We start from the raw sequence: 25,205 nt of genomic DNA on the forward strand, positions 1-25,205 counted from the left end.
ACTGCCGCGATCCATCGCGTTTTGAGGACGGTGTGAGATGAGTCTCTGGTCACGTATTTCGAATGCCTTTCGTGGCGAGCGAGTAAATCGCGAACTGGACGAGGAGTTCGCCTCGCATCTGGAAGAGGCGGTGGCCGCTGGCCGCGATCCGGAGGAGGCCCGGCGCGCGCTTGGATCGCCTCTACGGCTGCGCGAAAAGAGTCGCGAGTTTCAGGTAGCGGAATCGCTGGACTCTCTTCGTGCAGACATCGTCTTCGGCTGGCGACAGTTGATGAAGCATAAGGTGACGACCGCTGCCGCTGTGCTTTCGCTTGGGCTTGGGATCGGTGCGTGTACCGGTGCGTTCCGTCTAGTGGACGCATTGTTTCTCCGGCCACTGCCTGTGAGTCATCCTGAAAACTTGTATGCCGTCTCGTACGAGGGTTTGAACGGCCGTGGTGTGCCTGCGAAGTGGGATACGAGCTCGTATCCTCTGTTTCTGGAGATGCGTGAGGCGGTCAAGGGACAGGCCGAGTTAGTCGATGCGGAGTACGCGATGCACGCCGACTTGACCTATGGCAGCTATCAACAGATGGAGCGGGTAACGCTGGGGCCGGTGTCCGGTGAGTTCTTCGCAAAGATGGGATTACAGCCGGCGCTGGGACGTTTGATCGTGAACGAAGATGACCTGATGTCCCATCCGAGGCCTGTGGCCGTGTTGTCCTACGACTACTGGATGCGGCGGTTTGCGGGGGACCCACGGACGGTAGGCAAGACCTTCAAGTGGAATGACACGCTCTTTGAAGTTGTGGGTGTCGCTCCGAAGGGATTTACGGGAACAGAGCCAGGTACGTTGATCGAGGTGTTTCTACCGGCGCTGATGGATCCCTCTGCAAAGGATGCGAACGATGCCAGCCAGCGTCTCTTTCTGCGGCCGGAGCGCGGCGTAGGTCTCGCTTCTCTCACGAGCAAACTGGACGCGGTGTATCACCGTTCCGAACGTGAGCGCGCGAAGGGATGGACGAATCTACCGAAGTATCTTTTGGAGGGATGGCCCAATGCTCATCTCTCGCTTATGCCTGCCGCTGGAGGCGTCTCTGAACTGCAGAGCGAGTATGGACTGGCACTGAAGGCCCTCGGCGTTCTGGTGGGACTGGTGTTGTTGATTGCATGCGCCAATGTTGCCAACCTGATGACGGCGCAGGCGGCTTCACGGGCGCGCGAGATGGCCTTACGCGTCTCTCTTGGCGCGGGACGAGTACGCCTTGTGCGATTGGTCATGATCGAGAGCGTGATGATGGGACTCATGGCGTCGACCCTGGGATCGCTGTTCGCATGGTGGGCCGCGCCGTTTGTTGTAGCCAGGATTAGCACGGCGTCGAATCCCATACAACTTGTGTGGCAACCCGACTGGGCCGTTACAGCCTTTGGTCTCGCGTTAACGCTGGGTGTGATCCTTCTGTTTGGTCTCATACCGGCGCTACGTGCCTCGAGCGTGAAGCCGTCGCTTGCTCTCAAGGGTGGAGAGGGACCGCAGTCGCAACGCAGAAAAATGCATCTGCTCATCGCATCGCAGGTGACGTTCTGCTTTGTGGTTTTGTTCATTGCGGGATTATTTACAACGACCTTCCGTAAGCTATCGAATCGCCCGCTTGGCTTCGACTCCGGACGCGTGCTCACGATGCCCACAGATGCGGAACAGCCGCAGTCCCTTTCACGATGGAACGCTCTGGCCGAACGAATACGCGCCGTTCCCGGAGTGAAGTCCGTTGCGATGTCCGACTGGGCCCTGCTGGGCGGTAACTCCGAAAACGGTTTCATCAGTGTGCCCGGAAAGCCCAAAACCGAAGTGCTGACGTACTTTCTAAACATCACTCCTGAGTGGCGCACAACCATGGGGATACCTCTGCTGGAAGGTCGCGATCTGCGCGATGGGGACATGCAGGGCAGAACTGCGGTCGTCAATGAGACGTTCGTGAAGACGTACTTTGAGGGTGGTAGTCCCTTGGGAAGAACGTTCCTCGTTGGCCCACACCAACCGATCGCCATTGTCGGTATTGTGGGAGATGCGGTCTACAAGACGCTTCGAGAACCGATACTGCCGCAGGTCTATGAGCCGATGCTTGCGACTTCTAAAGACGGAAAACTCAAGGAGCTTCGCTCGGCTACCCTTGTCGTGCATACCGAACAGAGCGATCCCGGATCTCTCATGCAGAGTCTTCGTAAAAAGATCGAAGAAGACCCGACGTTTCGCGTAAGCAGGATGCGGACGCAGGAGGAGCTGGTCAGTGCGCAGACCATGCGCGAAAGAATGCTGGCTACACTTGCCGCATTCTTTGCCGGGGTAGCTTTGCTCCTGGCCGCCATCGGTCTGTATGGTGTGCTGAGTTACTCCGTGCTGCAGCGCCAGCGTGAATTCGGTATTCGCATTGCCATTGGCGCGCGCATTGGAAGCGTGGCGCAACTTGTAACATCACGCGTGTTTTTGATGGTCGTGACAGGAGAGGTTCTTGGTATCGTTCTTGGCAATCTGGCTTCGCGAACGATGGCGTCACTGCTCTTTGAAGTAAAAGGCAATGGGATTTCGATGTTGATCTTACCGACGTCCGTTCTGCTCGGCGTGGCTCTGCTTTCAGCCCTGCCAGCGGTCGTACGCGCGATGAGGATCGATCCCGTCGTTATGTTGCGATCGGAATAACCAGGATGTTCTGTCGCGCGTACGACCACTTTTACTGCTTAGGCGCTGTACCGATGGAGTCGAGTTCAGCGAGTAGCTCGGCGGGTATCTGCAACGTCGCAGCCTTCAGATTTTCGTGCAGGTGCTTCACCGTCGATGTGCCGGGGATCAGGAGAATGTTCGGCGAGCGCTGCAGAAGCCATGCCAGCGCCACCTGCATCGGTGTGGCCTGGAGCGAGGTCGCTGCTGTGTTGAGCGCATCCGACTGGAGCGGCGTAAACCCTCCCAACGGAAAGAACGGCACAAACGCTATGCCCTGCTTGGCAAGCTCATCGATAAACGCATCGTCATGCCGATGTGCGAGGTTATACATGTTCTGTATACACACGATCTCAGAGATCGCCTGTCCTTCGGCCAACTGTTTGGGCGTGACATTGCTCAAGCCAAGATGGCGAATGAGCCCCTGCTGCTTGAGCTCCGCGAGGACCGTCAGAGGTGCTTCAATCGAGTCTTCCGATGGCTCCGCGATTCCACCCACGCGCAGGTTGACGACATCCAGCCTGTCGAGACCTAGATTGCGAAGGTTGTCATGCACTCCATCGATCAGTTCCTGACGCGAAAGAGCGTGAACCCAGGACTTGTCTGCCTCTCTGCGAGCGCCTACCTTCGTCACAATCGTCAAGTCATCCGCATAGGGATGAAGCGCCTGTTTGATCAGTTGATTGGTCACATGCGGACCATAAAAGTCGGAGGTGTCGATATGGTTTACGCCGGACGCAACCGCTTCTTTCAGTACCGCAATCGCACCGTCTACATCTCGTGGCGGTCCCCACACCTGCGGTCCTGCAAGTTGCATCGCACCATACCCCATGCGGTTCAAGGTCATCGAAGTACCGGGAAGGGTAAAGCTTCCGCCGAGATCTATCTGCTTCGTCATTTGTTTCTCCTTGTGATTAGATGAAGAAAGCTTCAGGTTAGGAGTTCGCATTTGCCCCCGCATCCCTCAGCACTCTTAGAACCCCGTAAATCGCCTGTACAAGCGCGCTCCACTGCGAGTGTGGAAGCCATTCTGGAAGCCACCATTCAGGTTCTGGTCACCGTGGGCAAGGAGCGTTTGACCACGACCAGGGTGGCACTCAGAGCGGGTGTGTCGGTTGGAACTTTGTATCAGTACTTCCCCAATAAGAGCGCGCTTCTTCAGGCAGTGATCCAGCGTCATCTCGACGAAGTGACCGAGGCGGTGGAGCACGTATGTCAGGAGCAGGAGACCGCCACCCTTCAGCAGATGGGGACAGCGCTCATCAACGCGTTTCTTGAAGCGAAGATGAGGAATGATCCGAAGACGAGCGTCGCGATGTACTCCGTAAGCTCTGATGTGGACGGAGCCAGGATCGTGCGGAAAATGGGTGTGCGAACCAACAAGGCGATTGTCGGCATGTTGAAAACCTCCTGCGAACCGCTCACGAGAGATCCGCAGATCGTCGCCACCATGTTGCAGAGTGCGATGGCGGGCATCAGCCGCAGCCTGCTCGAATCGGCTTCTCCCGAGAAACAATTCGAAGCCTTTCGACAGGAACTGATCTTCTTCGTCTGCACCTATATGGAGGCCGCTTCCGCGCGGCCATCGATGCGTGCGCGTGGGCGATAAACACGCGGGAACCTTTACCATCACTTCATGCAGCGCATATCTTTTGCCGAACTCCAGTCCACGATTTCAGCCGTCCTCCAGCGCACGGGTGTCTCGCCAAAGCGCGCGGACCGCTGTGCCACGCTCTTTGCAGAGACCACGCGCGACGGTGTCTACACGCACGGTCTCAACCGTCTTCCACGCATGCTGGCGATGATCGCGAACGGCTCCGTCTCCACTACGGCGGAGCCCACCGTGGTGGCCTCTCACGGCGCGCTGGAAAGCTGGGACGGCCATCTCGGTATCGGCAATCTCAACGCAGAAGCCGCGATGGCCCGCGCCATGGAGTTGGCCGACCAGTACAGTCTCGGATGTGTTGCGCTCCGTAATACCTCTCACTGGATGCGTGGTGGAACCTACGGCTGGCAGGCGGCGGACCGCGGATACTTCGCCCTCAGTTGGACGAACACCAACCCCAACACGCCAGCCTGGGGAACCGCTGGCCCTACACTAGGCAACAATCCCTTCGTCGTCGCGATTCCAAGGATCAATCCCAAAACGGGGGACTACCGCAGCGGCCCGCACGTCGTTCTCGACATGGCCATCAGTCAGTTCTCCTATGGCCAGCTCGACGCTCACATCGCGCGTGGAGAACAACTCTCTGTCCCCGGTGGATTTGATCCGGAGGGGAACCTTACCCGCGACCCCGCAGCCATCCGTGAAAGTTATCGTGCTCTTCCCATCGGTTTCTGGAAAGGCTCCGGTCTGGCCCTTACGCTCGATCTCTTTGCAGCCATGCTCTCCGGCGGCAAGGCCACGCATGAGATTTCGCTCGATCCACTCTTTGAAACCGGAATCAGCCAGATCTTCCTCGTTGTCTCGCCTTCGAACGTGGCCCATGCCGAAGCTATGACCCAGACAGTCGATGCCCTCATTCAGGCTCTCCGGTCGGCGCCGCGCAGCGATCCGGCCACGCCACCCCGCTATCCCGGCGAAGAAACCCTCCGCCTGCGCGAGGAAAACACCCGTCTCGGCATTCCGGTGGACGAGAGTGTATGGGCGGAAATCCAGTTACGTCTGTCTTAGACCGAAGCAAATCAGACGGAATTCGATCCCTCGATTACCGTAAATTGGCCCAGACGATAGGCACGTAAGAGCCTCCATGGGGGATATTTTCGGGGTAAAAAGGAGAAATTTCTTTCTTCTTCGTCGGGCATTGCTCTTCTTATCTTGTTGATTTATTTAGGGACGAAATGGATCGCCAAATGCAAGGGTTGGAGATAGCTCTCCCTCGACCCATAATATCTTCCCTGACTTTTCGAAAGACAGTAATTCGAAACAGCGGTGGAACAAGAACATGGATTGGTTGTTCTTCGAGGTCAATTATGAATCTTTCTTCTGTCGGAATTCCTTCGAACACAAACGGGCAAGATGCCTCGGTTAACCAGAGTTACTCACTTCCGCGCGACATCAGCAGCCGATTTGGAAGACGTCTTAGGGAACTCAGACAATCGCGAAATCTCACGCAGTTAGCCATGGCGGAACAGTTTGGGATCGATCGCAGTTTCATAAGTGATGTTGAGTGTGGGCGGAAGAGCATCTCTCTCCCGACTCTGGAAGTGATGGCTTTAGGATTCAAGCTTTCTCTTTCGGACATTCTTCGCGGTATCTAGGATCACCTGTTATCGCAACAAGCGGTGCATGCATTACCGAGGATCGAAGATGAAAAACTTGAGCGAAACCAGCATAGCAACGTACCGTCCACTTACCGGCCGATCTCTTTGGTCTGCATGGCTGTCGAGCCCGCATCTCACGGTACATTTTATGTTTATCTGGGTGGCTGCCATGTTACTTGTTGTTCTTGCTCTGCTGTAATCGAACGCTCGCTCCAGGTTAGACAGTCCAGGCACGCGGGCATTCCAGAGATCGATATTGCCCCAGAATATCGATAGGAGATACATGGGGGTTGTCGGGCTCCGTAGTCTTTACTTTTGGATCGCCATAGCCGCTTGTTATGCGGCATGGACACCTTTTCATAGCGGACTTGCCTGGCATGTCTTCGTCCAGGACGACTGCTTTTACTATTTGAAGGTCGCTCAAAACCTGGCGACCGGTCATGGCTCTACGTTCAACGGTCTGGTCGCCACGAATGGCTACCATCCTTTGTGGCTCCTACTTTTGACTTTGGTTTGCGCACTCTTCGGCCAGTCATCGTTCTTTCCATTTATTGCACTGATGGTCTTTGCGGCCATCCTTGCGACCTATTTTGCAGCACGGATCATTCTTCGACGGACGGGTGTTTCTCCGCTGGTAGCGAGCACCCTCGCGGCATTGGTCGCCGCGTTTTCCATGCCAATGTTTTTTACGGGCATGGAGGTGATTCTCACCATTCCGATCGGACTTTTTTTTCTTGCGCTTTGCGTTAGCGCCGACCCGGATCGCCACCGGTTTTATCACGCGTTCGGTCTGGGATGCGTACTCACCTGCCTGGTTCTCTCTCGGCTCGATACGGTTCTGCTGGTACTACTTCTGCTGGCAGGACTTCTTCTGCAACCGCGCCTGCGGTCTCGGATCCGGCGTCCGCATGTCGTTGGGGTCCTTCTCGGCCTGATTCCGCTCGGTCTGTATTTTGCTTCGAATCGAATTCTCTTCCATACCTGGATGCCCGTCTCCGGGATGGCGAAGCAGATGCGCTGGCATCACTTCCCATCGCGACAGGTCTGGCACAGCTTTCTCGCCGGTCCGGTGCGCCACTATGGAAGCTTTCTGCCGATCGTCCTGGCGTTTCCACTTCTCTTCAAATGCTTCCGCAAGCTGTCGGATACGGAGAAGGTGGTCTACTCCGCCGTTCTGATATGGCCTTTTGCGTACATCCTGATGCTCTCCTGCCTGAGCGACTGGATGCTCTGGATGTGGTACTTCTACCCGTTTCGCCTCTCTCTTTGCGTCGCCCTGGCACTCATTTTTAGTTGGGATCCGGTCATTCGACTTACTCAGAAGCCTGCGATGATCGTTTTGCTTGTCGTGATTTCCGTGGTGAAGTTGTTTACCGCGCGCTGGGCACCGGGAGATGTGCCGGAGATGGTCGAGGCCGGGCAGCGTGTGGCCACGTTTTCCCAGACACATCCAGGCACATACGCCATGGGAGATCGCGCTGGCAGTGTTGGCTTTCTCATGCGGCATCCTCTCGTGCAAACAGAAGGCCTCATGATGGACCTCTCCTACCTGGAGTCCTTACGTCGGCAGGGAAGCTTGCGTGGTGCGCTGCGCCTTCGCGGCGTTCGCTACTACATCGCAACAAGCTCCGCGCCGATGCCGCAATGCTTCCAGGCAAGTGAGCCCAGCCAGGCCGGCCCGGATTCACCCCATCTGCAGGACCTTTTCTGCGACGCCCCCATTGCCAGATTCAAAGAAGGAGAAGTCACGACAGCCATCTTTGACTTGCAGTCTGCACACGAATAGCGTGCGATAACGCTTATGGAAAAGTAGTAAAAGCGTGGGCGAGTAGGAAAAACTTGCCCAGTCTTCTGCAAGGAGGTGCATTTTCCCTCGTGAAATTGAGGAAAGTGCAAATTTTCGTTTGGCGCATGAAGTGCCATACCGAAGGCATGCGTAACCTGAAACATTGTTTTCTTCTTTCTCTCCTTGGTCTGCCGTTCGTATCTGTGGCGGCTCGTGCCGATTCCGTGAATCCGTTTGGCGCGGCAAGCGCCTACAGTCTCGTGGCGCTCGGCGGTGTGAATACCAAAGGTGCTGCGGTAGCAGGCACGATCAATACGCAAGCCGATATTACCGGTCGTATCGCGGCAGCGGACAAGGTGCTCCACGGCACCACAGTAGGCAGCAATCTTGGCTCGGACCCTTACGGAGCATCGGCGAAGTATGACATCGTCTCGACGAACGGATTCAGTAGCGGTGCACAGTTCAACGTGAACAGTCATGGAAACGTCTACGCTCCCGGGACGGACGGAAACATCAACTTCAATGGCGGCGGACATCGTGTCACCACAGGCGGCTCGGGAATCGATTTTGCCGCGCTGAAGACCAGCCTCGTCGCCGAATCGAATGCTCTCTTTGGTCTGGCTCCAAACGGCACGGTTGCCCTGGGCACAGGTGCGAATCCTTCGTGGCTCGTCCTGCAGGGCACGAGCACAACGCTGAATGTCTTCACCATCACCGCCGCAGAGTTTGCCAGCACAAACAACAACATCGACATCGAAGCGCCCCTCGGCTCGACGATCGTCGTGAACGTACTGGGCGTGAACGTGACCCTCGGCACGGGTCTCTATTACAACGGCGTCCAGCACAGCGGAGACGACGAGACGGACGATCGCATTCTCTTCAACTTCGCCCAGGCGAACACGGTACAGATCAACGGCCAGTTCAACGCCTCCGTCCTCGCGCCCTATGCCATCCTCTCTGGTTCCGCCCAAATGAGCGGAAACTTCATCGCCGCCCAGATCGGATCGACCGGTGAAGTACACAACGGCGAATTCATCGGCGACCCGCTTACACCCACACCTACCCCGGAGCCTTCCACGCTCGCGTTACTAGGCACCGGCCTGCTCGGCGTAGCAGCGACCGTTCGTCGTCGCGTACGCAAGGTCTAGCCTCTACCGTCTTCCTTCGCCGTCGTTTGTGCCCCATTCTTTCGCGGCCTCATCGCGAAAGGGTGGGGTCGCGCAGAGCGCACAAACCGGATCTGTCAGGAAAACATAAAGCGTCTTGGATTCACTAGCCAAGTACAGCTAAATTCCGAAATAAAAGCGAAAAAACTAATCTCGGAAGTCATTCCTCAACGTCCCCAACAGGACCTTAAAACGGCGTGGCGGCCAGAACGGCGAAGGCCAGGCAAGATAAGAATTCCGAAGATACCGAACCTCTTTTTGCGTCTCCCCCGCAGCTCGCGCCGTGAGCGCCGACTTGAAGTTTTGGAAGCCCAGAATACGCCTTCTCCACACGCGCCGGTTCCAACCGCTCAAGCCAGCGAGCAGTGCGGGATCAAGAATCCTGAGAAAGTCGCGAAAAAGGACATCCGCATTGGAGCTCACCCCGGTATTGCTGACGCGATAGTTCGTCAGCGGTGCCTCGACGGCGCAGAACGTGCCAAGCTGCCGCAGGCGAACCCAAAGCTCCCAATCCTCACATCCATTGGCTTCCGGATTGAAACCACCCACAGACTCATAAGCGCTCCTCCGAAGCATCACGCAGGACGGCGTAATGGCGGGGTTCAAGAAACGCAGCCTCTCAAGAATCGTGGACGGCTTCGCCACGTCCGGGAAGGTCTGTGTTCCATCCGGGTGTTCTTCGGTCAGGCCCGTATAGCAAAGAACATAGTGCGGGTCTTTCTCCATCTCCGCCAGCTGCTCGGCCAGTTTTGTGGGATGCCACCAGTCGTCCGCATCCAGAAAGGCGATGAAGGTGCTTTGCGATTCCGCGACACCACGGTTCCGCGCCACGGATGGACCGGCGTTTTTCTGCGTGAGAAGACGCACGGCGGCCCCGTACTTCTCCACAACGCTGAGCGTCGCGTCCGTCGATCCATCGTCTACCACCAGGATCTGGTGCGGTCGCACAGTCTGTGCGAGAACGCTGTCCAACGCCTTGGCGAGAAAGGCTTCGGCGTTATATGCGGGAATGACGACGTCAATCGACAACCGTTCCTCCAGGGGGTGCCTTTGGTGACCTGCGCCAATGGAAAACGATACTCCCCGCTTGCTCTTTCCTGTAGCTTTTAACAGGAAAGAGCGAAGAGACAATGTCTAAGGTTTTGATTACGGGAGTGGCTGGATTCATTGGTTCCAGCATCGCACGAGCTCTGCTCGCTGAAGGCGCGGAAGTTCGCGGGCTGGACAATTTGAGTACCGGGAAACTCGAAAATATCGAGCAGATTCGCAATGGAATCGATTTTCGCCACGGTGATGTGCAGGATGCCGTAGCAGTTGCGGACGCATGCAAGGGCGTGGACTACGTCTTTCACGAGGCCGCCATTCCCTCTGTTCCGGTATCGGTGGCCGATCCCGTAGGAACGAACGGACCCAATCTGATCGGAACGCTGCAGGTTCTGGAAGCCGCGCGACAGGCTGGCGTAAAGCGCGTCGTCTACGCTGCATCGTCTGCCGCTTATGGCGACTCGCCGGAGCTACCCAAGCGGGAGGATATGGCGCCCGCACCGCTCTCCGCATACGCCGTGCAGAAGCTGACGGGCGAATATTACCTGACGAGCTACGCCAAAATGTATGGCTTGGAGACGGTCTCCCTGCGCTACTTCAATATCTTTGGACCGCGCCAGGATCCCACGTCGCAGTACTCGGGGGTACTCGCCCGTTTTATCTCGCAGATGCTTGCGGGCACCAAACCCACCATCTTTGGCGACGGTTCTACGAGCCGTGACTTTACCTACATCGACAACGTGGTGAGCGCGAACCTGCTGGCCGCAAAGTCGGGCTCGCACGTTGCGGGCAAGGTCTTCAACGTGGCTACCGGGACGTCGGTCACGTTGCTCGAAGCCTACGAAGAGGTACGCCGCATCACGGGATATGCCGGAGACCTGGACTTCAAGCCCGAGCGGGTAGGCGACATCAAGCACTCCGTCGCGGACATCTCGCTTGCGCGGAAGGAACTCGGATATGGAGTGGTTGCGGATTTCGCCGCTGGTCTGGAGGAGACGATCGCCTGGTACCGCACGCAAACGGTCGCCGCAGTCTAGAGACAAAGGTCGTACAGACAACCATCGCACAAGGGCTAGCGGCAGGGCGAAATAGAACCCGGGCTGCTGGCTTTGTGCAGGCCAAGGATGTGGAACTCGCGGATCTGGTGGCGCATCACGAAAACCAGCCAGTTGTTTCCTGTCGGATCCGTGGGCTTCAAGTAAAAGCCCTTTTCTTCAAGGATTCCCATGGAGTTTTCCGTCATTCCTTCCAGGACCTCTCCATCGGTAAAGGTAATCTGGACCCAGAGGCACCCCATCGGCTCGCCGTCATGGAAGCGGATATCGTCGTGGTCCCTGTTTCCCTCAAAGCTGTTCACAAAGAAGATGCCCTTGGCATCCTGAATGGAGACGTCCTCGGGTGTGGTGGAGCCGTCCCGCGTGATCGTCATCATCCGCTCTTCTGAATGCGGAGAAAAGAAGGAGGACCCTGCGGTCTGGTTCCAATGGCTACTGTCGAAGTGCCCTTTAATAATCGAGTCGGCGTAACGAATGACTACTTTTGTGTCGGCAGCGATGGAAGTGTCCTTTGGCATAATTCGAGTTACCTGCGTGCCAGATCGTATTGTTTGATTTTGTAAAGCAGAGCCTTGTAGCTGATCTGCATCTTGTGAGCAGCGGCTTTGCGGTTCCACTTCGTCTCTTCCAGGGCTAACGCAATCGCAGATGCCTCGGCGTCACCCTTCAAGCTCTTGACAAGCTGCTTCAAGCCAACATCTCCACCCGGATCGGCGGCTCCGTTGGTAGGTGCGGCCGCAGGCATGCGTGTAACGATATCGGCGAGGATGGACTCTTCGTCTCCGATAATCAAATACCGGTTCATCACATTTTCCAGCTCGCGCAGATTACCCGGCCAGGTGTAGCGGGTCAGAGCAGCCATCAGCGCGGGAGAGATCGGCAGCGGATCGCGACCATACTTGTCCGAACCCTTCTGCATGAAGAAGTTCGTAAAGGTAGCAATCTCCTCCGGACGCTCCCGAAGTGGAGGCAGCGTGAACGAAAAGCCGTTGAGGCGATAGTAAAGATCTTCTCGGAAGGTCTTCGCGGCCATCGCCGCCTTCATATCGATATTGGTCGCAGCGACGACGCGAACATCCGCTTTCATGGGAGCGCGGCTGCCCAGACGGGAGAAGGTGCCGTCCTGGAGTACGTGCAGCAGCTTCGCCTGCAAAATTGCGGGCATCTCTCCGATTTCATCCAGGAAGATCGTCCCGCCATTGGCGATCTCGAATTTGCCGGGCTTCGTTTTCAGAGCGCCGGTGAAAGCTCCCTGCTCGTAACCGAAGAGCTCGCTCTCCAGAAGATCTGCGGGCATGGCTGCGCAGTTTACCTTCAGAAAGATCTTGTCGCTTCGGAAGGACATGGCATGTGTGTACTTGGCCAGAACTTCCTTGCCGGTGCCGCTTTCTCCCAGAATCAGGACAGGGATATCCGAACGGGCCACGAGCCTGGCCTGCGTCTCGATATCGCGCATGCGCTTGCCCGACCGCACGAAGGAAGTATTGTCTCCAAGAGGAGTGACCACCACCTCATTCTTCGTGTCAGGCGAATCGATCTCCGCGATCTGGCGGTCGATGGCCTCGTGCAGCTCCAAAGCCGAAAAAGGGCGACGGACGATCTCGCGTACGCCGGCGGCGGCAATCTGACCGATATCGTTTACATCGGAGCTCGAAGTCGAGAGGATGACAGCCGCCTTGGAGGCGATCACCTGGGAAACAAGTCCCATGGACTGCTCTTTGCTGATCCAGGGAAGCAGAGCTACATCGGGTCCGCTGCCGCGCTCAATCTCTGCGAGGAACTCGGCCTGGTCGGAGAACATCCGCACAGCGTAGCGCTTCCCCAGAATGGTGTTCATGTATTTCAGCAAAGGCAGGTTCTGCTCGAGAACGAACACCTCTGGTTGGCCCAGCTCCGATTTGCTCTCGTGCGACTTGAGGGAAGACATCAGACTCCAAAAACTCGAAAGGATAAATGCATTCCATTGTTGCTCAACGCTTTGCCGTTTCATGCCAGGGAGTCGCGGCATATTTACAATACGGCGCGTCTATCTGGGCTGCTGCAGGCACATCATATTCTTTTTGATACATTTCTCAATGCAAAATGGTGCACTTGTATGCCATAGACGGCAAAGCTGATTCTATTATGATGCCAAAAATGAACTGTTTTTCGCCTAACTTGCAGGCGATTGCGGATCTTTAGACTATAGGGCGAAATGTTTTCCACCCATCCCCAGAAGGTGGAACATTTATACCCAAAAATAGTGACTTTTTGGTTACTTTTGTTCAGAACCCAGAAATTAAGTGGAAAACAGGCAACTTGCGATTGGCCGTCAAGGTGCAATGGATTACATCGGAATCCAATCCAGGCGCAGGCAGGGCATGACAAGCGAATCTTCCAGGGATCCTCAACTGCGTGTCGCACAGAGATCCCCCGTATTTCCTCCCATGGACGTAATGTTCGGGAGCACGAGCGTTATGCAGGATATCCGCAAACGCATCGAGTTGATCGCAGCAACGGATGTCGCGGTACTGCTTCAAGGCGAAAGTGGAACGGGGAAAGAACTCTGTGCCCAGTTGATTCACGCTCTTTCACCCAGAGCGAAGCATCCCTATGTGAAGGTGAGCTGTCCGGTCATACCGAACGCTCTCATTGAAACCGAGCTCTTTGGCTATGAGCGAGGTGCATTTAATGGCGCTCTTTCAGAAAAGCGCGGACGCGTCGAGCAGGCCCACAAGGGAACCCTGGTGCTCGACGAGGTCGGAAGCCTTGACCTGACTGTGCAGGGAAAGATCCTCCAGCTTCTGGAGGACGGCACCTTTACCCGGGTAGGTGGCCACGAAACCCTGGGAATTTTCACCCACATCATCTCCATCGCCAACGGCGATCTCGGACGGCAGGTCGCCGAGGGAAGCTTCCGGCTTGAGCTCCTCTATCGCATCAACGCAGTGACGATCAGCCTGCCCAGCCTCCGCCAGCGCAAAGTCGACCTTCCACGCCTCGTAGAGTACTTCGCGCAAAAGCATGCGAATGAGTTCCATGTGACGCCGCGAACCATCTCCAAAGATCTGCTTCAGCTCATGCTGGCCTACGATTGGCCAGGAAATATCCGGCAACTCGATAATCTGATGCGCAGCTATACGGTCATCGGGGATGAGAGCCTGGTCGTGCAGGAGCTGGCTCCTAGCGGTACCGGACGGGACAAGGTTTCGGCGGAGATTGACGTGACCAAGCCGCTCTCTCTCAAGCAGATCACGAAGAGCGCAACCAAGGACCTCGAACGCCAGATCATCCTGAAAGTCTTGCAGGCGAATAGTTGGAACCGCCAGAAGACCGCCAAATGGCTTCAGATCAGCTATCGTTCGCTGCTTTATAAGCTTGCCGAGGTAGGAATCAATCATCCAGAGACTGCAGAAGGGCATGCGGAAGGTCTCCAGAATGTTGTTCGACCCGCACCCGTCGAAATGAGGCGTCTCAAGCCCTCTCTTCTGGAAACGACGATTCAACTCCCCGTCCGCGCTTAAAATCTTGCGCAGCTAGGGCCGGAAGTCTCTCAGAGTCTGTTCGAGCACATGCAGTACGTCTGTTGCGACGTCCTGCCAGCTCCTGGTATGCCGTGAGGCGATGTCTTCGGCGTTCCAGCGAATCTCCAGCGTCTGTTGCAGGGCAGCCGCCAACGCCGGAACATCCATGGGCGGTACCAGGCGACCGCTCGTAGCATCCATCAGCTCGGGAATGCCTCCCACATTCGTTGCGACGACTGGACGGCCAGCGCAAAGCGCTTCGATCACGACATTGGGGCAGCCCTCTTTGTAACTCGGGAGGGTCACAAGATCGGAAGCCGCCATCCACCGCGCGACTTCCCCGGTCGGCTGCGGCGGCACGAGGGTGATCCAGTCACCGGCGTTATGTTTCTCGATGGATGCCTGCAAAACGACTTTATCCGGGCCGTCCCCCACGAGATAGCAGCGAAGCTCAGGCGTCTGTTCCTTTACCCGCGCCGCAGCCTCAATCAGTTCGCCCAAGCCCTTGCGGAGATCGTAGCGGCCCACGTACGTCACAATCTTTGCGCTCATGGGCAGGCCGAGGGCTTCACGGGCGGCATCCAGTGCTTGCGGACGGAAGATCTCCGTATCGCATCCGTTGAGAATCGCCGCACTTGCCGCGGGCGAAGCGCCCAGCCTCCGTGCGGTTTGCAGCAGGTCTCCGCTCACCGTCACGGTGAACTCCGCCTCGCGCAACGTCTTCCTGGTCAAAGCAGCGCAGAGAGGGTCGCTCATCCGGTTCAAGTCGGATCCAATGGCTGTAAGAACCACCGGCTTATGCAGAATATGGCCGATGCGCACCGCAGCGAACCCGTCTGGATAGGCGACGTAATTCAGAACGATGTCAGGATCAAAACGCCGGACATGCGGAAGAAGCCTGCCCGAAGCCGACCATCCGTTCAAGGGCCGTGTGACGAGTGGAAGGGCGGGATAGGGGATGTACTCCACGCGGACATCAGACGGCTGATATGCGGGATCGATGCGCGGCGAGCCTTTTCCCGCCAGGTAATGAACCTCGGGATAAAACACCTTCAGATCGCAGCTCTTTGCCAGCAGCCGCAGCGTCTGATACGCGGAGTGTCCCGCCCAGGGCTGCAGCGAGGTCGGAAAGTATTGCGTTACAACGGCGACCTTCATCGGTTCCCTCCTGCCAGCGAATGCAGAAGCTCCGCATACTTTTCCGCCAGCGGCGCACGATGAAAACCCGCGATCGCTTTCAGATCGGGCTGGAAGGTATCCGCCAGCCGTGGCGCATTCTCGACCGCATCCACAAATAGCTGGGTCATCGCCGGGACATCTTCCGAGTCGGCCCACCATCCCGTGCGCGTCTCTTCCAGGAGTCGCCGCACATCGCCCTCGGGCTTCACGGCAGCAAGAATCGGCTTCGCTCCGCCGAGGTAGTCGTACAGCTTGGCCGAGACGTTGATGGGATCGTGCGAGATCAGCAGCAGGTACGTCGTGTCGTCGATGGCGCGGAGGGCTTCGGCCTGTGGCATAAAGCCCTTGAGTTCCACTGTCTCACCAAGCGAAAGAAGGCTGGCGCGCGAAGCTGCAGTTTCCACATGCCCTATGAACCGAAAGAGGATGCGGGCGCGCAACGCAGCGGGCATCGAATGAACGGCGGCAACGAAGGTCGATGGATCGGTCGAGCCATACACCGAACCGAGAAACGTCACGATCACGCGGCCGTTTTCTTCGATGGGAGTCACGCGCGATGCGACTGGTGGCTCGCTCTGAAATCCATTGGGAACACAGTAAAACTTCTCCGCGCTCTGGTTGGGGTAGCGCTCCCGCAGCTCTCGTTGTGCAGCACGCGTTACGGCCACCACGGCGGTTGCATCGCGAACGGCCTCGGACTCGACCGTCTGCGCAACGTGCCTCGCGCGCTCGCTGCGATTGAAGCTGACGAGGTTGATCGTCGAGGTCAACCACTCATCGCGAAAGTCGATCACAATGGGCAGAGCAGGGAAGCGGTGCCGCAGCTTCGTCACCAAGCGCGCGCATGAGAACGGCGGCACGGTGATCAAAACGAGATCGATTTTGCGCGCGCGGATCAGCTTCACTGCACGTGGAAAAGCGAAGGGAAGCCACCCAATCTGCGGGTCAGGCAAGAGCAGGTCTGCAATCAGACGCCGCAGCAGTGGTTGTTTCTTCGCGCTCGGTGTCGGCATCGCAACAGGCGCAGCCGCGCCTCGCTTCGACACAAACTTCTTCACCGCCTTCCGCAGGCGAAAGGGGAGATCCAGTGTCCACGTACGCTGCACATCGACCCCAGCGGGAAGCTGCTGCAGGAGGAGCGGATCGACACTTACCGCGGGCGCGTTCTTCGCCGTAAGAACGGTGACCTCAATTCCATGCAACGGGAGATAGTGCGCCAGGCTCAAAGCTCGCAGAACGCCAACGCCACCGATCGGCGGAAAAGAAAACGTGATGAGCAGCACCTTCAAGCTGGCACCTCGGCACCCTGCGCCACGCCACGGGTGACGCGGTCGACCGCGTCGAACATGCCATAGGCACTCACCCAACGGATTTCGAGGTTGCGCTCCCTGGCTGCTTCGTCGATCCAACGAAACATCGGAGCCAGAGTTCCCGGCTTCCCATCGGTTCCAAGCAAAGCTCCGGCGTTGTCCTCGCGTGCGCCATGCGCATAAAGCTTCAGAAAAACATTGCCACCGATGCGTGGCGCAAGATCAAGCCATCGCTTTACGCGATAGGGTGTCGGCGGATCGTAGACCGCGAGCTCGCCCGTCTCCATACGCGGAACCAGGCGATCGCGATAGCGCACACCGAGTGGTCCCGGAATCATCAGCAGCCCGTCCTTCGTTCCACCGCCGCGCGTCGCGGGTATGCCCTTGTCAAAACCACGCGGCAACGCAGGATCACCCGTTGTCCAATAAATCTGGTTCACCACACGCGACTGCGTCGGGGAAGGCAGAGAGGGCATGGTGAAATCCGCATAGCAGCCCAGATTTAGCAGTGCCTGTAGCTCTCCCTTGACGCCGCACCAGCGGCCGTCGGGACGCGAATTATCCAGCGCCCAGTTGCCGTGGATGAAGCCAAAGACGAGACGGCCTTCGCGCGTCCTCAGCAGCCCGTGATCTTCATGGAGACGTTTGCAAAACTCCGTGATCTTCTGGCGAAAGCCGTCGTTCGTCTCGTGGTCGTGATGAATGTGCACGTCCACATCCGCTACGCCTGTCCTCACGATCTCCGCAATCGCTTCCAGTACCTCACTGCGATACTCCTCCTGCGGATAGAAGAAGGTATAGCAAGGTTGGTTCCCATTCACATCCTTCGGAGCCGCTGCGGCGATCTCCGGCCAACGCTCCTGCCACGCGCGGACGCGGGCCGTTGCAATCTCCGTGGAGGCGTTACCGCCGCACGGTTCGTAGTGGTCCGCGATGGTCACCCACAGGCGCTCGGGCTTGCCTGGATGCGCGAAGTGGGCAGCGCGGTTCTTCAGGTAAGCAGGGAGCCACAGGTCGAAGTTCTTGAAGGCCATCGGATCTTTCTTTCGCAAAGGTAATAGATTCTGGTCAGTGGTCGGCGGCCTTGGTGCGGCGCGTCCTGTAGGCTAAACAACGGCTCCCGTGATGCTACTGCCGGGAAGTGGATGCACATGAAGATCTGCCACGTTGTTTATAGTCTCGAGATGGGCGGCGCGGAAGTGCTGGTGGCCCAGCTCTGCCGCATCCAGCGCGCGCACGGCCACGATGTCTCCGTCTGCGCGTACAGCAAGCTCGGCCCCATCGGCGAGCAGTTGCAGGCCGATGGATTTGCAATCTTCGTTCCTGGAGAAGCGCATCCCGCGCGGACGATGTTCCGTTATCTGGAGCACTTCAGAAAACTCCGTCCCGACGTGGTGCACTGCCACAATCCTGCGCCCACTCTGCAGGCCGCATTGAGTGCGCGCCTCAGCGGAGCATCGCGTGTGCTCGCCACGCGACACAGCCTCGTGGCTCCTCCGTACGACAAGGGGGCGGAGATCAAGTTCAGCATCTTCGCTCGCTTCTGCGACTGGGTTACCGGCGTCTGCGAGACCACGTCGAACAACCTTCGCCATGCTCCGCTCGCCGCAACGTCGCGCATCGTGACCGTCTATAACGGCGTTAGCCCCGTCGAGCGTGTCGTGGACAACGCACGCACTCACGACGATTTCACGCTGCTGTTCATTGGCCGCATCGCCGTCATCAAAGACCTGCCCACCATGCTGCGCGCAGTCGCTATCGCGGTAGAGAAGATCCCGCATCTCAAGCTGTGGGTCGTTGGAGACGGTCCCGTCCGCGGCTATCTCGAAGCGCTTGCAACTCAACTCGGCATCGGCGTAAACGTGCGCTTCTGGGGACAGCAGATGGACACTGCTCGCTTTTATAACGCGGCGGATGCCTTCATCATGTCGTCCGCGTCGGAGGGTGTGCCTATGTCTCTGCTGCAGGCGATGTCCCTCGGTCTGCCCGCAGTGCTCACCGATGTCGGAGGCATGGGTGAAGTCCTGCGCCTGTCGCAGAGCGGCCTGTTGTCTCCCGTGGGAGACGCCCCGGCGATGGCGAACTCCATCGTAAGGCTCGCGAGCGACGCCTCTCTGCGTGCGGAGTTTTCCAAGCGCGCGTGTGCCAGCTACGAAGAGTACTTTACCCTTGCGAAGATGGACGCGGCCTACATGGATCTCTACCAGAGCAGACGCAGCTAAAAAAACTCGGTTCATCGCTCGCTCCTGGCCTGCTTCTGCGCGAGCGCCCGCTCTGCGTACCAGCCTTTACTCAAGGGCTCCGAAGAGAAGAGAAACGTATACAGTCCCACAACTGCTGCGGCGTTGAGCGCGAGAAACCCGCCTGCCGCTCCACTCAGCCGGTGAATGACCGGAAGCTTCATCACAAGCCCTGCCGCAGCCACACCCCAGAAAATCCACTGCATCAGCGCGACGATAAACCATCCCGCGTGATGCACACCCAGCACGGTTGCCACAGCGAGCGTGAGGAGGAAGCAGTACGGTGCCACCAGCCGCAAAAGCTTGTGCGAGATCAGCTGCACCAGCAGCCTGTTCTTCGGAGTGATGAGCCATGGAGCCACGGCAATCAATTGAAAGTTTCCCGCAAGGGTCCGCACCTTCCTGCGAAACTCGCCCTTCATCTCAGCAGGCCACATGTCGACCACATGCGCGTCCGCATCGATGACGCTGCGATATCCCTGTCGCGTGATCGCCAGCGGCTGAAACATATCGTCCAGCACCAGACCGGCGGGGAATGGTGTAAACAAGCTGCGACGCACGGCGTAGAAGCCGCCATAGACACCCAGCGGCGAATCGAAGGCAGCTTCGCACTGGCGAATCCACTGCTCATAACGCCAGTACAGACCACTCACAGCAGACGCCGCTCCATCGTGCCCATCGGTACGCAGACTGAGTTCGCCCGTCACACAACCTACCGTTGGATCGGTGAAGTTACGCAGAAGTTTTTCCAGCGCGTCATCCTGTAGTTGGGGACGGACATCGACAAACAACAGAATCTCGCCAGTAGCAGCAGCCACGGCGAGGTTCAAAGCTCCCGCTTTGCCGAGGTGCTCTTCCAGGATGATCGTCTTGCAGCGAGGCTCTGTCAGTTCGCGAAGAATCTCCGCCGTCCGGTCCTGCGAAGCATCGGAGACCACTACGATCTCACGCACAAGGTGCGGAGCATGCGCGATCAGGCGCTGCATCTGCAGCGGCAGCATCGACTCCCCGTTGCTCACGGACATCACAATGCTGACGCTGGCATCGTACGGAGCGTGCACTCTTTTTCTGGGCTGCATCCTGGCCAGAAGGTAGATCGCGACGGGATAGCCGACATAGGTATAAAGGATGACGCCGAGCGCAATCCAGAAGGCCAGCGTCACTGCGCGCCTCGCCGCCGCACAATCGTCTTGATGGTCTCGAACATGATCAGTAGGTCAAGCCCAAGCGTCATGTGCTTCACATAATAAAGATCGTACTCAAGCTTTTCGCGGCTGTCGGCCAGCGTCGCGCCGTACTTGAAACGCACCTGTGCCCACCCCGTAAGTCCGGGTCGGATGATATGGCGAAGGTCGTAGAAGGGAAGCTGCTCCGTGAGCCACGGGACAAACTCGGGACGCTCCGGTCGCGGTCCCACCAGGCTCATATCGCCGCGCAGCACATTCCAAAGCTGCGGGATCTCATCGATGCGCGTCTTGCGCATGAAGCGGCCAAAGCTGGTCACGCGCGGATCGTCCTGTGTAGCCCACTTCGCTCCCATGGCCTCTGCGTCGGTGCGCATCGAACGAAACTTGACGACCGTGAAGTGGCGACCCGCATATCCTACGCGTGTCTGTTTGAAAAACAGCGGACCCGGCGCCGTCAACTTCATCGCGATATATACAAGAGGAAAAAAAGGAAGAAAGAGAAGCAGACCGATCGCGGCCACAATGAACGAAGCGATGCGGCGCGAAAGCTGCTGTGAAGGCTTGATGCGGAATCCCTCGGAGAAAAGAAATGTGCTCGGTCGCAGACCATCGAGCTGAATCTTGCCCGACATCCTCTCCAGAAACGCGCCCGCCTCTTCAATCACAACGCCCCGGAATCGCAGAGCCAGCAACTCCTGCGTGGGCATCTCGGCGCGACGGTCTTCCATGGCCACAATGATGCGGTGGATCCCAGGCTTCTGCGTTGTCAACTTAGCAAGTGCCGCAGACGCCATCCGCTTGCGCTCTTCACGGTCCTGAGAGATGCCCTCCCAGCCACAGACTTCCATGCCGAGGTCAGAACGGGCTTCAATCGTCTGCATTACGGAGAAGGCGTATTCGCCTCCGCCCATGATGTACACGCACTCGCGAAACATCTTCTTGCTCAGGATCCACTCATACGCCTTCCGCCACGCCAGCAGCGCGCCGGTCAGCAGCGTGAAGCCCAGCGGGAAGATGTACCGCTCCATGCCGACGCTGGGGAAGAAATAGACCACTGCGGAGAGCAGAAGGCAGACAACGCCTACGACCAGCAGAACGCGGAAGATAATCTCTCTCCGGTCCAGCAGCATCTGCGGTTCGTAGAGGTCGAAGTAGTAAGAACACAAGAGGGTAATGACGGTAAGGAAGAGCACCTTCGCCGCACCGTACTCATAGTTCAGCGTGATGAAGGCGTCCGAACCCTGCACGATGATCGTCGCTGCAAAGAAGCATCCGGAGACGATTAACGCCTCGCAGACGAGCAGCATGATCGTTCGCGTCGGATAGTAAACATTCAGGATGCGGATCATTCTTCGTTATGCCTTTGCCGTGTCTTCGCCATAGTAGCCGTAGTACCCATTTCCCTTTGGCGGCGCGGCAGCAGCATTCAGAACAAAGCCAAGAAGATTTGCCGCCTTGAACTCTGCAACGGCTTTCTTTGCCGTCGCCAGCTGCGTATTTGCAGCGCGAGCTACCAATAGAACACCGTCGCAGGCGCGACCCAGGTTCGCAGCATCAGATACAAGATTGATGGGAGAAGAGTCAACAATAATCCAATCAAAGTAGGGTGAAACCGTCGCGATCAATTCATCGAAACGCTTGTTGCTGGAAAGATCGGAAGCCCGGTCTGCCCCGGCGCCGCCGGACATGAAGGTCAGTGCCTCCAGGCGCTGATCCAGTTTCTCTCCAGAGTTCGCTGCGACCATCGGCTGCTGCATCACATCCAGAAGACGAGATTCTCCGGAGAGATAATCCGCCAGGCCTGGCTCCAACCCACATCCGAGAATGGAATGAAGCGTGGGCCGTCGCATGTCTCCGTCGATCAACAACACTTTGCTGTTCTTGTGCAACGCAAGGCTCAGCGCAAGGTTCGCGGCGACAAAGCTCTTGCCCTCTTGTGGCAGGCCGCTGCTGACCAGGACGGACTTCAATGTCTTCGCCGCACGCAGTTCATAGAGATGCGACCTCAGGCTCCGGAACTGCTCTACCGAAGCGCCGCGGTGCATGAGGGAAGGAAGGCTTTCCATGCGAGGCGTCCAGACGCTCTTCCGGATCTGACCGAAGACCGAGGTTCCTCCGTCGAAAGGCGACACAAGCTGGTCCGGTTCGGCGTATGCGAGGGGGGCAGGCGTGATCTCTGTTTTTGCCTCGCCTGCAATATGAAAAGCGCCCTCAAGGGAGTCACTTTGCTGCAACTTAGAATCGCGGCCCTCTTGCAGGGCGACGCGATCGAGCTCCGCTCTCAAGAGCGCTTCATAAATCTTGCTCATCGAATCGTCCTTTCCTGCTCTCTCTCAAAGGGAGAGCCTTCGTCCGAAGACGGTTGTTTCATGCTGGATGCGGACTTTGGATAGCCGACTGGTTCGTGCCCCAGCACCGAAGATTTGGCCATCGGTTCCGGTTCCGGAAGGTCCAGGTCGCGCACAACAGCTCGGATCACTGCTGAGTGGATGTTCGGAATGCGATCGACAAAGCCGAAGATCAGAGCGTGCTCGCAGATGAGGTTTACGATGCGCGGAATCCCCTGGCTGTATCGGTGTACAAGCTCGACCGCTTCCCTGGAAAAAATCGGCGTTGTTCTGCCGGAGACTTCGAGGCGATGCGCGATATAAGCCCAGGTATCGGCGAGAGAAAGAGAAGAGGTGTGGGCCCAGAGCGGAACCCGCTGGCGGAGCTGACGAAGTGCCGGTAGCCGCAGCTGTTCTTCAAACTCCGGCTGGCCGGAGAGCACGATCTGCAGCAGCTTCTCGGAAGAGGTCTCCAGGTTTGTAAGCAGTCGGATTTCTTCGAGCATGTCGTGGGAGAGGTTCTGCGCCTCGTCCACCACAATGACGCAGATATCGCCCTGCGCATAGCGCTCGATGAGCCACCTGTTCAGCTGCAGCAGCATGCTGGACTTCGTACGCGTCGTCGGCGGCACACCGAAGTCGGTCAGAACAAACTCCAGGAAGTCGAGGATGTCCAGCCGTGGATTGAAGACGAAAGAAGTGTGGACCTTTCCAACATGCAAAGACTCCAGCGCGCTGCGCAGAAGGGTCGTCTTGCCTGTACCGACTTCGCCGGTGAGCACAACAAAACCTTTGCGGGATCCGATGCCATGCTCCAGGCAGGCCAGGGCCTCTCGCGTCGCTGCCGTGCTGTAAAGAAAGCGCGGATCTGGGCTCATGCTGAAAGGTGCTGTCTTCAGATTGTAGAAACTCTTATACATGCTCAGCCGCGGGCCTCAGAAGGAGCAATAGCATCTTTGGGGGATCGTTGGAAGAGCCCCTTGAGACCTTTCTTTTCGATTGAGTCCGGTACCTTATCGCCCACCCAGGAGATGGTGGCGAGCGTCGGCAGGTTCATCGTCTCCCAGATGTCGGCCTCGGTGTTGATCGACTGATCGCGGAACTCAAGTAGAGCCGCGGTCGCAAATCCAATCAAAAGTCCAAGGACCAGACCTGCTCCCGCAAATAGGGGCCGCTTCGGAGTGGAAGGTGAGTCCGGAAGAGTCGGTTCATCCAGCAACTTGAACTGCTCACCCTGCTGGCGCTTCTCCAGATCAGCCGCCATCTTCGAGTGATTCACCTTGGTCAACAGGTCGTCGTAGAACTGCTGCGCCGTCTGGTAGTCACGCGTGATCTGCTTGAATTGAGCTTCGACCAGTGGTGAGGACTGGATGCGGTCCTGGTACATGCGTACCGCATTCTGAATCTGTGCCTGCTCCTGGCGCTTCGCTTCGATCCCCTGCGTCGCCGCGCGAACCTGCGCGCGAAGTTGCTGCACGCCCACCGACTCCCGGACGGAAGGCGTCGCCGCGGTATGTGTGGGGCTTGTGGGTGAGGCCGCCATCTTTGCGCGAAGCTCACCGATCTTGCGCCGGACCGCAATCAGGTCCGGATAGTCCGCGGTGTATCGCGTCGAAAGCTCCGTCTCTTGCGACTGTAACTGCGCCATCTCAATCTGCTGGGGCGACTGCACATAGCCCGGAGCCTCGCTTGGCACGACATCGCGGGTCTGCTGCGCCAGCATCGATTCGGCGTACGTCTTATCCTGCTGCATACGCGCAAGCTGCTGTGTCGCTGCTTCCAGCTGCGTATTCAGGCTGGTCAGCATATTCAGGTTCGGCGACTCTTCCCCTGGAAGTTTCCCGACATACTTCTTCTGGAACTCTGCGAGACGCGCATCCTGCTCGTCCAGATTGCGCTTGGCGTCATCGAGCTGCCCCTTGAGGAAGTCGGTCGTCCCCTGCGTGGACTGTTCGCGGTCTAGCGTATTGGCGTTGATAAAGAGCGATGTAATCTCGCCGCAGACGATCTGCGCCGTGCGCGCATCGCCAGCCTTGAATGCGATGGTGAACCCGGGAAGGCCTCCGGAGCGTGCGATCTCTGAATGAATCAACTTGATCGAGATATTCGTACGCGCGTTGTCGATGCGATTTTCCATCGACTGCCCGGGGTACAGGTTCAGGCGCTCGACGATAGGCTGGAGGCGCGAACGGCTGAGGATCTGTTCCTTCATCGTAGCCAGCCGATTGTCCAGATCCGCCGTTACGACGGGCTTCACATAATCATCCGGGACCTTCTGCTGATCGATCAGCACCGTGGTCTGCGAGACATACTGCGGCGGTACAAGATACGAAATAGCAAACCCTACAAAAGGAAGCACGAGCGCTGGAATCAAAACGATCCACCCGCGGCGCTTCAGCAGTTGCCAATACTCATTCGGTCTTAGTTGACGATGTCCAAGCATGAAAAA

21 protein-coding genes are annotated in these 25,205 nt (G+C 57.6%); 9 read left to right on the forward strand and 12 right to left on the reverse strand.

The window, feature by feature from the left end:
- Positions 1-37: 37 nt before the first annotated feature.
- Complete coding sequence (locus tag ACIPR4_RS02800) at positions 38-2,677, forward strand: ABC transporter permease (protein ID WP_013567132.1); 2,640 nt, start codon at positions 38-40, stop codon at positions 2,675-2,677.
- Positions 2,678-2,708: 31 nt separating this feature from the next.
- Here ACIPR4_RS02800 and ACIPR4_RS02805 read toward each other — a convergent pair whose 3' ends face one another.
- On the reverse strand, positions 2,709-3,593 hold the full coding sequence (locus ACIPR4_RS02805) for an aldo/keto reductase family oxidoreductase (protein ID WP_013567133.1): 885 nt from the start codon (positions 3,591-3,593) through the stop codon (positions 2,709-2,711).
- Positions 3,594-3,644: 51 nt separating this feature from the next.
- Between ACIPR4_RS02805 and ACIPR4_RS02810 the strand changes: the two genes are divergently transcribed.
- From ACIPR4_RS02810 to ACIPR4_RS21380, 5 genes are all read left to right on the forward strand, one after another.
- Positions 3,645-4,304: a TetR/AcrR family transcriptional regulator gene (locus tag ACIPR4_RS02810; protein ID WP_013567134.1), complete on the forward strand. Its 660-nt coding sequence runs from the start codon at positions 3,645-3,647 to the stop codon at positions 4,302-4,304.
- 27 nt (positions 4,305-4,331) lie between these two features.
- Positions 4,332-5,369 (forward strand): 3-dehydro-L-gulonate 2-dehydrogenase, encoded by a 1,038-nt coding sequence (yiaK, locus tag ACIPR4_RS02815; RefSeq protein ID WP_013567135.1) that lies wholly within the window; start codon positions 4,332-4,334, stop codon positions 5,367-5,369.
- 299 nt (positions 5,370-5,668) lie between these two features.
- On the forward strand, positions 5,669-5,956 hold the full coding sequence (locus tag ACIPR4_RS23440) for a helix-turn-helix domain-containing protein (protein WP_013567136.1): 288 nt from the start codon (positions 5,669-5,671) through the stop codon (positions 5,954-5,956).
- A gap of 286 nt (positions 5,957-6,242) precedes the next feature.
- Positions 6,243-7,745 (forward strand): hypothetical protein, encoded by a 1,503-nt coding sequence (locus ACIPR4_RS02830; RefSeq protein ID WP_013567138.1) that lies wholly within the window; start codon positions 6,243-6,245, stop codon positions 7,743-7,745.
- Between the two features lie 146 nt (positions 7,746-7,891).
- A complete protein-coding gene (locus tag ACIPR4_RS21380; protein WP_187290239.1) occupies positions 7,892-8,893 on the forward strand; it encodes a choice-of-anchor A family protein in 1,002 nt (333 codons plus the stop codon).
- 165 nt (positions 8,894-9,058) lie between these two features.
- Here ACIPR4_RS21380 and ACIPR4_RS02840 read toward each other — a convergent pair whose 3' ends face one another.
- Positions 9,059-9,940, reverse strand: a complete 882-nt coding sequence (locus ACIPR4_RS02840; RefSeq protein WP_013567140.1) for a glycosyltransferase family 2 protein — start codon at positions 9,938-9,940, stop codon at positions 9,059-9,061.
- Between the two features lie 101 nt (positions 9,941-10,041).
- Between ACIPR4_RS02840 and ACIPR4_RS02845 the strand changes: the two genes are divergently transcribed.
- Positions 10,042-10,992: an SDR family oxidoreductase gene (locus ACIPR4_RS02845; RefSeq protein WP_013567141.1), complete on the forward strand. Its 951-nt coding sequence runs from the start codon at positions 10,042-10,044 to the stop codon at positions 10,990-10,992.
- 35 nt (positions 10,993-11,027) lie between these two features.
- Here the strand turns inward: ACIPR4_RS02845 and ACIPR4_RS02850 are convergent, their stop codons facing one another.
- Positions 11,028-11,528, reverse strand: a complete 501-nt coding sequence (locus ACIPR4_RS02850) for a DUF6982 domain-containing protein (RefSeq protein WP_013567142.1) — start codon at positions 11,526-11,528, stop codon at positions 11,028-11,030.
- Between the two features lie 8 nt (positions 11,529-11,536).
- The gene (locus ACIPR4_RS02855; RefSeq protein WP_013567143.1) at positions 11,537-12,937 is read right to left on the reverse strand and encodes a sigma-54 interaction domain-containing protein; all 1,401 of its coding nucleotides are present in this window, start codon (positions 12,935-12,937) and stop codon (positions 11,537-11,539) included.
- A gap of 508 nt (positions 12,938-13,445) precedes the next feature.
- On the opposite strand from ACIPR4_RS02855, the gene ACIPR4_RS02860 reads away from it, so the two are divergent.
- Positions 13,446-14,513, forward strand: a complete 1,068-nt coding sequence (locus ACIPR4_RS02860) for a sigma 54-interacting transcriptional regulator (protein ID WP_281047481.1) — start codon at positions 13,446-13,448, stop codon at positions 14,511-14,513.
- Positions 14,514-14,525: 12 nt separating this feature from the next.
- On the opposite strand, the gene ACIPR4_RS02865 is transcribed toward ACIPR4_RS02860, so the two are convergent.
- The 3 genes from ACIPR4_RS02865 to ACIPR4_RS02875 are packed head-to-tail and all read right to left on the reverse strand — an operon-like array spanning position 14,526 to position 18,036.
- Positions 14,526-15,671 (reverse strand): glycosyltransferase, encoded by a 1,146-nt coding sequence (locus ACIPR4_RS02865; protein ID WP_013567145.1) that lies wholly within the window; start codon positions 15,669-15,671, stop codon positions 14,526-14,528.
- The gene (locus ACIPR4_RS02870) at positions 15,668-16,975 is read right to left on the reverse strand and encodes a glycosyltransferase (RefSeq protein ID WP_245536547.1); all 1,308 of its coding nucleotides are present in this window, start codon (positions 16,973-16,975) and stop codon (positions 15,668-15,670) included. Before ACIPR4_RS02870 ends, ACIPR4_RS02865 begins: the two co-directional genes overlap by 4 nt.
- A gap of 2 nt (positions 16,976-16,977) precedes the next feature.
- Positions 16,978-18,036 carry a hypothetical protein gene (locus ACIPR4_RS02875; RefSeq protein WP_013567147.1) on the reverse strand — a complete coding sequence of 353 codons (1,059 nt, stop codon included), beginning with the start codon at positions 18,034-18,036 and terminating at the stop codon, positions 16,978-16,980.
- Between the two features lie 117 nt (positions 18,037-18,153).
- On the opposite strand from ACIPR4_RS02875, the gene ACIPR4_RS02880 reads away from it, so the two are divergent.
- Entirely contained in the window at positions 18,154-19,224 is a 1,071-nt protein-coding gene (locus ACIPR4_RS02880) for a glycosyltransferase family 4 protein (RefSeq protein ID WP_144312292.1), read from the forward strand.
- A gap of 11 nt (positions 19,225-19,235) precedes the next feature.
- On the opposite strand, the gene ACIPR4_RS02885 is transcribed toward ACIPR4_RS02880, so the two are convergent.
- From ACIPR4_RS02885 to ACIPR4_RS02905, 5 genes are read right to left on the reverse strand one after another with little or no spacing between them, the layout of a single operon-like run.
- On the reverse strand, positions 19,236-20,405 hold the full coding sequence (locus tag ACIPR4_RS02885; protein WP_013567149.1) for a glycosyltransferase family 2 protein: 1,170 nt from the start codon (positions 20,403-20,405) through the stop codon (positions 19,236-19,238).
- Positions 20,402-21,778 carry a TIGR03013 family XrtA/PEP-CTERM system glycosyltransferase gene (locus ACIPR4_RS02890; protein ID WP_013567150.1) on the reverse strand — a complete coding sequence of 459 codons (1,377 nt, stop codon included), beginning with the start codon at positions 21,776-21,778 and terminating at the stop codon, positions 20,402-20,404. The genes ACIPR4_RS02885 and ACIPR4_RS02890 overlap by 4 nt, the downstream gene beginning before the upstream one ends.
- A gap of 6 nt (positions 21,779-21,784) precedes the next feature.
- On the reverse strand, positions 21,785-22,738 hold the full coding sequence (locus tag ACIPR4_RS02895) for a CpsD/CapB family tyrosine-protein kinase (RefSeq protein ID WP_013567151.1): 954 nt from the start codon (positions 22,736-22,738) through the stop codon (positions 21,785-21,787).
- Complete coding sequence (locus tag ACIPR4_RS02900; RefSeq protein ID WP_245536438.1) at positions 22,735-23,634, reverse strand: ExeA family protein; 900 nt, start codon at positions 23,632-23,634, stop codon at positions 22,735-22,737. The genes ACIPR4_RS02895 and ACIPR4_RS02900 overlap by 4 nt, the downstream gene beginning before the upstream one ends.
- Positions 23,635-23,678: 44 nt before the next feature.
- Positions 23,679-25,199 carry a GumC family protein gene (locus ACIPR4_RS02905; protein WP_013567153.1) on the reverse strand — a complete coding sequence of 507 codons (1,521 nt, stop codon included), beginning with the start codon at positions 25,197-25,199 and terminating at the stop codon, positions 23,679-23,681.
- Between the last annotated feature and the right edge of the window lie 6 nt (positions 25,200-25,205).

It is taken from the genome of Terriglobus saanensis SP1PR4, assembly GCF_000179915.2.
GTDB classification, from domain to species: domain Bacteria; phylum Acidobacteriota; class Terriglobia; order Terriglobales; family Acidobacteriaceae; genus Terriglobus; species Terriglobus saanensis.

Coding starts and splice junctions, on each gene's coding strand:
- ACIPR4_RS02895 (WP_013567151.1), bottom strand. CDS start 22,738: ATGAGCAAGATTTATGAAGCGCTCTTGAGAGCGGAGCTCGATCGCGTC.
- ACIPR4_RS02855 (WP_013567143.1), bottom strand. CDS start 12,937: ATGTCTTCCCTCAAGTCGCACGAGAGCAAATCGGAGCTGGGCCAACCA.
- ACIPR4_RS02845 (WP_013567141.1), top strand. CDS start 10,042: ATGTCTAAGGTTTTGATTACGGGAGTGGCTGGATTCATTGGTTCCAGC.
- ACIPR4_RS02900 (WP_245536438.1), bottom strand. CDS start 23,634: ATGAGCCCAGATCCGCGCTTTCTTTACAGCACGGCAGCGACGCGAGAG.
- ACIPR4_RS02805 (WP_013567133.1), bottom strand. CDS start 3,593: ATGACGAAGCAGATAGATCTCGGCGGAAGCTTTACCCTTCCCGGTACT.
- ACIPR4_RS02875 (WP_013567147.1), bottom strand. CDS start 18,036: ATGGCCTTCAAGAACTTCGACCTGTGGCTCCCTGCTTACCTGAAGAAC.
- ACIPR4_RS02830 (WP_013567138.1), top strand. CDS start 6,243: ATGGGGGTTGTCGGGCTCCGTAGTCTTTACTTTTGGATCGCCATAGCC.
- yiaK (WP_013567135.1), top strand. CDS start 4,332: ATGCAGCGCATATCTTTTGCCGAACTCCAGTCCACGATTTCAGCCGTC.
- ACIPR4_RS23440 (WP_013567136.1), top strand. CDS start 5,669: ATGAATCTTTCTTCTGTCGGAATTCCTTCGAACACAAACGGGCAAGAT.
- ACIPR4_RS02880 (WP_144312292.1), top strand. CDS start 18,154: ATGAAGATCTGCCACGTTGTTTATAGTCTCGAGATGGGCGGCGCGGAA.
- ACIPR4_RS02800 (WP_013567132.1), top strand. CDS start 38: ATGAGTCTCTGGTCACGTATTTCGAATGCCTTTCGTGGCGAGCGAGTA.
- ACIPR4_RS02905 (WP_013567153.1), bottom strand. CDS start 25,199: ATGCTTGGACATCGTCAACTAAGACCGAATGAGTATTGGCAACTGCTG.
- ACIPR4_RS21380 (WP_187290239.1), top strand. CDS start 7,892: ATGCGTAACCTGAAACATTGTTTTCTTCTTTCTCTCCTTGGTCTGCCG.
- ACIPR4_RS02860 (WP_281047481.1), top strand. CDS start 13,446: ATGTTCGGGAGCACGAGCGTTATGCAGGATATCCGCAAACGCATCGAG.
- ACIPR4_RS02850 (WP_013567142.1), bottom strand. CDS start 11,528: ATGCCAAAGGACACTTCCATCGCTGCCGACACAAAAGTAGTCATTCGT.
- ACIPR4_RS02865 (WP_013567145.1), bottom strand. CDS start 15,671: ATGAAGGTCGCCGTTGTAACGCAATACTTTCCGACCTCGCTGCAGCCC.
- ACIPR4_RS02890 (WP_013567150.1), bottom strand. CDS start 21,778: ATGATCCGCATCCTGAATGTTTACTATCCGACGCGAACGATCATGCTG.